At 68.5% G+C, this 6,474-nt stretch carries 6 protein-coding genes; 5 read left to right on the forward strand and 1 reads right to left on the reverse strand.

Features of this window, described 5'->3' with window-relative positions:
- The first annotated feature begins 19 nt into the window (after positions 1–19).
- The 5 genes from RU09_RS17675 (at position 20) to RU09_RS17695 (ending at position 5,267) form a co-directional block, all read left to right on the forward strand.
- Positions 20–1,189 carry an ABC transporter substrate-binding protein gene (locus RU09_RS17675; RefSeq protein ID WP_042542121.1) on the forward strand — a complete coding sequence of 390 codons (1,170 nt, stop codon included), beginning with the start codon at positions 20–22 and terminating at the stop codon, positions 1,187–1,189.
- 72 nt (positions 1,190–1,261) lie between these two features.
- Positions 1,262–2,122 carry a branched-chain amino acid ABC transporter permease gene (locus RU09_RS17680; RefSeq protein ID WP_042542122.1) on the forward strand — a complete coding sequence of 287 codons (861 nt, stop codon included), beginning with the start codon at positions 1,262–1,264 and terminating at the stop codon, positions 2,120–2,122.
- Complete coding sequence (locus RU09_RS17685) at positions 2,109–3,881, forward strand: branched-chain amino acid ABC transporter ATP-binding protein/permease (protein ID WP_042542123.1); 1,773 nt, start codon at positions 2,109–2,111, stop codon at positions 3,879–3,881. The genes RU09_RS17680 and RU09_RS17685 overlap by 14 nt, the downstream gene beginning before the upstream one ends.
- Positions 3,878–4,570 (forward strand): ABC transporter ATP-binding protein, encoded by a 693-nt coding sequence (locus RU09_RS17690; RefSeq protein WP_042542124.1) that lies wholly within the window; start codon positions 3,878–3,880, stop codon positions 4,568–4,570. The genes RU09_RS17685 and RU09_RS17690 overlap by 4 nt, the downstream gene beginning before the upstream one ends.
- Before the next feature lie 46 nt (positions 4,571–4,616).
- The gene (locus RU09_RS17695; RefSeq protein ID WP_042542125.1) at positions 4,617–5,267 is read left to right on the forward strand and encodes an HAD-IA family hydrolase; all 651 of its coding nucleotides are present in this window, start codon (positions 4,617–4,619) and stop codon (positions 5,265–5,267) included.
- A gap of 296 nt (positions 5,268–5,563) precedes the next feature.
- Here the strand turns inward: RU09_RS17695 and RU09_RS17700 are convergent.
- A partial coding sequence (locus tag RU09_RS17700) for an HNH endonuclease signature motif containing protein (RefSeq protein ID WP_156145966.1) occupies positions 5,564–6,474 on the reverse strand: 911 nt, incomplete at its 5' end.

A 6,474-nucleotide genomic window follows, 5' to 3' on the forward strand; every position in this document is an offset into this window, starting at 1 on the left:
CACGAGAGGCAGGAATCACATGAACAAGCGAGTATCCGGCACTGCGGCGCTCATCGCCGTGGCGGCCCTCACCCTGGCCGGCTGCGCCGGCGGAGACGGCAGCGGGGGCGGCGAGGGCTCCCCCATCGTCGTCGGCTCCGTGAACACGATCAGCGGCCCGGCGACGTTCCCCGAGGCATCCCTCGCGACCGCCGCCGTGTTCGACGCGTTCAACGAGGCCGGCGGCCTCGACGGACGCACCATCGAGTACAAGACCCTCGATGACAAGGGAGACCCGGCGACCGCCACGGCATCCGCCCGCGAGCTCGTCGGCAGCGACGGGGCCGTCGCCCTGGTCGGATCGGCGAGCCTGATCGAGTGCGAGATCAACGCGAAGTACTACGAGCAGGAGGACATCCTGTCGCTTCCCGGCATCGGGGTGGACACCGGCTGCTTCGCCAGCGACAACATCTCGCCCGCGAACGTCGGCCCGTTCAACGACATGACCCTCACCCTGCAGTACGGCTCCGAGGTGCTCGGGCTCGATGACATCTGCATCCTGCTGGAGATCGCAGGTTCCACGCGCCCGACCTACCAGGCCGCGATCGACAGATGGACCGAGATCACCGGCAAGGAGCCGAAGTACGTCGACGACACCGTGCCCTACGGCGCATCGGACTACACGCCCTACATCGTGAAGGCCCGTGAGCAGGGGTGCAAGGCACTCGCGATCAATCCGGTCGAACCCGACGCGATCGGCCAGGTCAAGGCTGCGAACGCCCAGGGATGGGACGACGTGACCTGGCTCTACCTGACCAGCGTCTACAGCGAGAACTTCGCCGACGCGATCGACGCTGCGGGCGCCGGCATCTACGTCCCCGCCGAGTTCTATCCGTTCACGGACGACGACGAGATCAACGCCGATTGGCGGGAGCTGATGGAAGCGAACGACATCCCCCTCACCTCGTTCAGTCAGGGCGGATACCTCGCGGCGACCTACTTCATCGAGGTGCTCGAGGGCATCGACGGCGAGATCACGCGCGAGACCGTCACCGAGGCGCTGCGAGGGATGGAACCGATCGAGAACCCCATGGTCGGAACGCCCTATGCCTTCGGCACGCAGAACACCGCCGGCTGGCCGATCATCCTCGAATCCGGCACGAACGCCTGGGAGAAGGTCGCCGACGACTGGCTCCGCATCGGCGAGTAGCCGCCCCTCGCCTGCCGCCGAGCGCATTCTCGGCGGCAGGTCTCCTCCCCCTCACACCAGAAAGGACGCCTCATGCTGCAAGGCGCCATCGCCGGTCTCGCCGCCGGCGGTCTCTACGCGGTCCTCGGAGTGTGCCTGACCCTGATGTCACGCCTCGTGCGTGTCGTCAACTTCGCCCAGGCCGCGACCGGGATGTTCGGCGCCTTCAGCGCCGTATGGTTCGTCAGCGAACTGGGGCTGCCGATCTGGCTCGGCTCCGTGCTCGGCGTGCTCATCGGCGGGGTGCTCTCAGCCGCGATCGGATGGATCGCCGCGACCTGGCTCTCCGAGGCCTCCACCACCACCCGATCGGCGATGACCGTCGGTCCCCTGCTGCTGCTGATCTCGATGTCGTTCATCCTGTTCGGCAACAAGCCGCAGCCCTTCACGCCGATCATCGCCGGTCCTGCGTTCTCCTTCGGCGGGGTCGTGATCAGTCAGGTGACGATCGCCACAGTCGTCATGGCGATCGTGACGGCGGTCGCGGTGCGGATCGTCCTGCGCCGAACGAGGGTCGGCACGCAGCTGCGCGCGCTGTCGGAACGCCCGACGACCGCCGAACTCCTCGGCATCCGATCGCGCCCGCTGTCGATCGCCGTGTGGTTCGTCACCGGCGTGATCAGCGCGATCGCGATCATGATCGTCGCGCCGTCGCAGTCGAACGACGCGACCAGCCTCGCGATGCTCATCGTCCCCGCCGCAGCCGCCGCGCTGCTCGGGGGCTTCCGCCGACTCGATCTCGCCGTCGTCGGCGGAGTCGTGCTCGGTGTGCTCGGCGGTCTCGTCGCGCAGATCGACGAGGTCGCGCTCGTGCGCAACTTCCTCCCGTTCCTGTTCATCGTCGTCCTGCTCCTGTGGACGCAGCGCAAGGAGGTGTGGGATGCCGCTCGCTGATCGTCCCTGGTTCCGTCTGTCCTGGCCTCTCGCCGTCGCCGCCGTCGCGGTCGGGGCGGGTGCCGTCCTGAGCACGGCGCTTCCCGGCTACTTCGTCTTCCTCGCGATCAGCGCGGTCGTCGCGGCCATCGCGATCCTGGGACTCGGCATCGTCACCGGGTCTGCCGGAATGATCGCGCTGTGCCAACTCACCTTCGCCGCGGTGGGCGCCTGGATCGTGTCCCTGCTGAACGTCATGCAGGCCCCGGGCGGTTTCGTCGTCTGGCTCGTGGTGGGTGGCATCGCGGCGGGCCTCGTCGGCATCCTCGTCGGTCTTCCGGCGCTGCGGCTGCGCGGTGTCAACCTCGCCGTCGTCACCCTGGGATTCGCCGCTGCCGCAGACGTCACCCTCGTGCAGATCCAGTTCCCGGGCTCCGCCGACGGCACGGCCGTCGAGCGCCCCACGTTGTTCTCGAACGACCGAGAGTTCTTCTTCCTCTCGGTGGTGGTGCTCGCCGTCTGCGCTTTGGGCGTGTTCTTCCTGCAGCGCGGACGCTGGGGCTCGAGCTGGAAGGCCGTCGCCTTCTCGGAACGCGGCACCGCGGCTGCCGGCCAGAGCGTGCAGAGCGCGAAGCTCACCGCGTTCGCCGTCTCGGCCGCACTCGGCGGCATCGCCGGCGGGCTGCTCGCCGGTCAGGTGCAGCTTCCGTTCGCATCGAGCTTCACCCCGCTGCAGTCACTCGCCCTCTACGTGCTCGCCGTCATGTCGGGAGCGCATCTGATCGACATGGCGATCCTCGGCGGCATCCTCTGGGTGCTCGTCCCCGAGCTCCTGAAGCGCTGGGGAGTGCCGCAGGACTGGGCATTCGTCGTCTTCGGAGTGCTCGGCGTGCAGGCGATCACCAGCGGAACCAACCTCGGGCAGGGCATCCGCACCCTCCTCTGGAAACGCACGGATCGCAAGACGGCGTCGGCGACCCTGACGGCGCTGCCTCCGGATGCCGAGGCGGGCGACACGGTCATCACGACCACGACCACCGCGACCGTCGACGAGCGCGCGCTCGACGGCGCACCCGTGCTGACGGTCGAGGGGCTCACGGTGCAGTTCGGCGCGCTCAAGGCACTCGACGACGTGTCGTTCCAGGTGCCCGCGGCGTCGATCATGGGACTCATCGGCCCGAACGGAGCGGGCAAGTCGACCTTCGTCGATGCGATCAGCGGGTTCCTGCCGAAGCACGGAGGGCGGGTGCTGCTCGGAGATCGAGACCTGGCCGGCCTCTCGCCCACGCGTCGCGCACGACTCGGTCTGCGCCGCACCTTCCAGCAGGACAGGGTGCCGCCGGCGCTCACCGTCGGCGCATACGTCAGGTTCGTGGCGCGGCGGCGACTGGCTGCCTCCGACATCGACGAGGTGCTGGAGTTCTTCGGATGCCCCCCGGCGCGTGCGCGTCTCTCGAGCATCGATGTCGGCACCAGACGGCTCGTCGAGGTGGCGGCGAACGTGATCTCGCGGCCGCGACTGCTGATCCTCGACGAGCCGGCGGCCGGCCTGTCGCACGATGAGCACCTCGCTCTCGCCGCGAGACTGCGTGAGCTGCCCGCTCGCTACGGCGTTGCGCTGATCATCATCGAGCACGACCTGGATCTGGTGCGCTCGGTGTGCCCGACGCTCACCGTGCTCGACTTCGGTCGGGTGCTCGCGAGTGGGCCGCAGGCAGAAGTGCTCGCGAACCCCGAGGTCGTGAAGGCCTACATGGGAGAGACGGAGCTGCTGAAGTGAGCGAACTCGTGCTGAATTCGGTGACCGTGAGTCGCGGCGCAGGACCCGTGATCTCGGATGTGAGCCTGACGGTCAGAGGTGGAGAGGTGCTGGCCTTGGTCGGACCGAACGGAGCGGGCAAGACGAGCCTGATCGAATCGGTGTCCGGCGTGACCCCGCACTCCTCGGGGTCGCTGATGCTCGACGGCGAGCCGATCGACAAGCTGTCCCGGGTGTCGAGGGCGCGCCGCGGCATCGTGCACATCGAGCAGGGGCGAGCCGTGTTCCCGTCGCTGACGGTGCGCGAGAACATCTCGCTCACTGCGCGGACGCCTGCGGAACTGGATGCTGCGCTCGCGCAGTTCCCCGAACTCGAGAAGCGCATCGACTCCCCCACCGCTCTGCTGTCCGGTGGCGAGCAGCAGATGGTGGTGCTCGCCCGTGCGTTCGCCGCGAAGCCCCGGATCCTGTTGATCGATGAGATGTCGCTCGGGCTCGCGCCGGTGGTCTTCATGCGGCTCATGCCGATCGTGAAGTCGATCGCCGAATCCGGCGTCGGCGTGCTGCTCGTGGAACAGTTCACGCAGCTCGCCCTCGGGCTCGCTCGGGAGGCCGTCGTGGTCGCCGGCGGCCGCGTCTCTTTCCAGGGCACCGCCGAGGAGTTGAAAGAGGACTCGCAACTGCTGCATCGCGCGTACCTCGGAGGGTGATGGTCGGTCGCCTCGGACTCCGGCTGCTGCGCAGTAGCCTGAGGGGATGACTGAGACCATCAGCGCCCGCGCCGTCCTGCTCGACATGGACGGCACTCTCGTCGATTCGACCGCCGTCGTGGAACGGCTGTGGCTGGAGTGGGCCGCGCCGCACGGAATCGACCCGGCGACGGTGCTGCATGTCGTGCACGGTCGCCAGGGACATCAGAGCATGGCGATCATGCTTCCGGAGCGGGATCACGAGATCAACATCCGAGAGAACGCCGTGATGCTGGCGAACGAGAGCAAGGACGTCGATGGCGTCATCGCGATCGAGGGCGCCGACGTGCTGCTCGATGCTCTGCGCCCCTATCCGCATGCGATCGTGACGTCCGCCGACGTGACGCTGATGAACGCCCGCATGGGCCAGGCGGGGCTCACGGTGCCCTCGCTGACCGTGACCGCAGAGAGCGTGTCGGCATCGAAGCCGGACCCTGAAGGCTTCCTGCTGGGTGCGAAGCTGCTCGGCATCGACCCCGCCGACTGCGTCGTGTTCGAGGACTCCGGCGCGGGTATCCAGGCCGCCCATGCTGCAGGGATGCGAGTCGTCGGCGTGGGCTCTCACGCGACGTCTCACCAGCCGACCTTCCACGTCGACGATCTCACGCAGGTGGCCGTGGTTCCGACCGCTGACGGGTTCGAGCTCACCGTTCGATGATGCGGTGGCGTGGGCACGGCGGTGACGCAGTGACCCGCTGACGCTGCTGCGGCGAGTGCAGGACTGCGGGACTGCCGGACTGCCGGACTGCGGCGCTGCGGCGCTGCGGCCTGCGGCGCTGCGGCGCTGCGGCGAGACCATCGCATCGGGAGATCATCGCATCGGCAGTGCGGCGTGACGCCGCTCCGACGACGCGCTGAGACCCGACACGTCGGAGGCGCGCGAGTAGCTCCTCGGCGGAGCACCGTTGAGGCGTGCTCTGACCGTTCGTGGCGGTGTGGTTGATTTCGCCCATGTCATCCGGCGCGGGCGAAGCGCGCGGGAACTTTGAATTGCGCTGCACTGAGTCGTGGGGTGCGCCATCGCTGGCCGGGATCCCACCATGCCGGGCCGCGCACCTGCGGGAGGCCGTCGTTCATCCGGATCTCCCACCCTGAGGTGCCGAGGGAGCGGTGGTGCCACCAGCACAACGGCACACCGTTATCCGTGTGCGTCGGGCCGCCCCTGGCGTGCTCGGTGACGTGGTGGATCTCACACCATGATGCGGGGACGTGGCATCCGGGGATCAGGCACTCCTTGTCGCGGGCGATGATCGCCCGACGCTGGTGCACGGTGAAGATCCGATCCGTGGTCGTGATCCCGATGATCCGCCCCTCGTCCATGAGCACGCGCTGGATCGCCCCCGAGCATGCGACCTGCGCGGCGACGGAGACGGGAACATGGGCACCGGAGCCGGGGATCGCCGCCCACCCACCATTGCCGCTCGCTCCAGACGCAGCACCGGCACCTCCGAAGGCAGCGCCTCCGAAGGCAGCACCGGTGGCATGAGTGGCGTGGGTGGCGAGGTCGTTCGCGTCGACGGTGACGACGACGACCGGTGATGCGCCGCCGAGGGTGGGCATGTCCTTGTGCCGGGCCGCGATGCCGAGCGCTGCGGTCAGGGCGTCGTGGCGTTTCTGGGCTGCGGTGCGGTCATCGAGCACAGACCGCGGGTCGGAGTTGAACGGATCGGTCTCCTCCGGATCGCGCCCCCTCTCGGCGTCAGCGTCGACGCCAGAACCGGCACCAGCACCAGCACCAGCAGGAGAAGAGTCGGTGTCCGAAGAATCGGTGTCGGCACCGGGGGCCCCGGTCGGGGCGAAGAACACCCCGGGCATCGGCGGCCCGTCGCCCTTCGGGTTGAGGATCGCGTCCAAGATGAGCTGCA

Source organism: Microbacterium sp. MEJ108Y (assembly GCF_000834175.1).
Taxonomy (GTDB): domain Bacteria; phylum Actinomycetota; class Actinomycetes; order Actinomycetales; family Microbacteriaceae; genus Microbacterium; species Microbacterium forte.

What these genes read in the sequence shown, in the direction of transcription:
- RU09_RS17675 (WP_042542121.1), top strand. Translation starts at nt 20, where the DNA reads ATGAACAAGCGAGTATCCGGCACTGCGGCGCTCATCGCCGTGGCGGCC.
- RU09_RS17680 (WP_042542122.1), top strand. Translation starts at nt 1,262, where the DNA reads ATGCTGCAAGGCGCCATCGCCGGTCTCGCCGCCGGCGGTCTCTACGCG.
- RU09_RS17685 (WP_042542123.1), top strand. Translation starts at nt 2,109, where the DNA reads ATGCCGCTCGCTGATCGTCCCTGGTTCCGTCTGTCCTGGCCTCTCGCC.
- RU09_RS17695 (WP_042542125.1), top strand. Translation starts at nt 4,617, where the DNA reads ATGACTGAGACCATCAGCGCCCGCGCCGTCCTGCTCGACATGGACGGC.